General features: G+C 63.0%; 1 protein-coding gene. It reads right to left on the bottom strand.

Translation table 11 applies throughout. The features are described 5' to 3' along the window. The coding region (locus EIK80_RS26260; protein ID WP_158624767.1) for a hypothetical protein at positions 1-281 on the bottom strand (281 nt) is incomplete at both ends.

Below are 281 nucleotides of genomic sequence, written 5' to 3'. Positions count from 1 at the left end.
CAGCGGCGTATTCGATCGCCGACGGGCTTTTGCGATCCTTCATGGCGGCAAAGAGCTGCTCGGCCAATTGATCGGCCTGCCGGCGCTCCTTTTCCGTCACTTCGAAGGCGTGGAACAAAGGTGGGGTCTTAGGATCAAGTCCGACCATCAGCGAGATCGCCTGCGCGGTCGGATCGCGCCCCTTGATCGCGGCGAGCGCCTCGGCTTCGCGGAACTTGCGAGTAAGCTTGGCCAGCTCAATCCGGGCCTGCTGCTGTTCGCGGTCGGTCCAACAGCGAGCA

Origin of the sequence: Caulobacter sp. 602-1 (assembly GCF_003931565.1) — a bacterium.
Taxonomy (GTDB): Bacteria; Pseudomonadota; Alphaproteobacteria; order Caulobacterales; family Caulobacteraceae; genus Caulobacter.
This window is presented reverse-complemented; position numbering and strand designations above follow the sequence as displayed.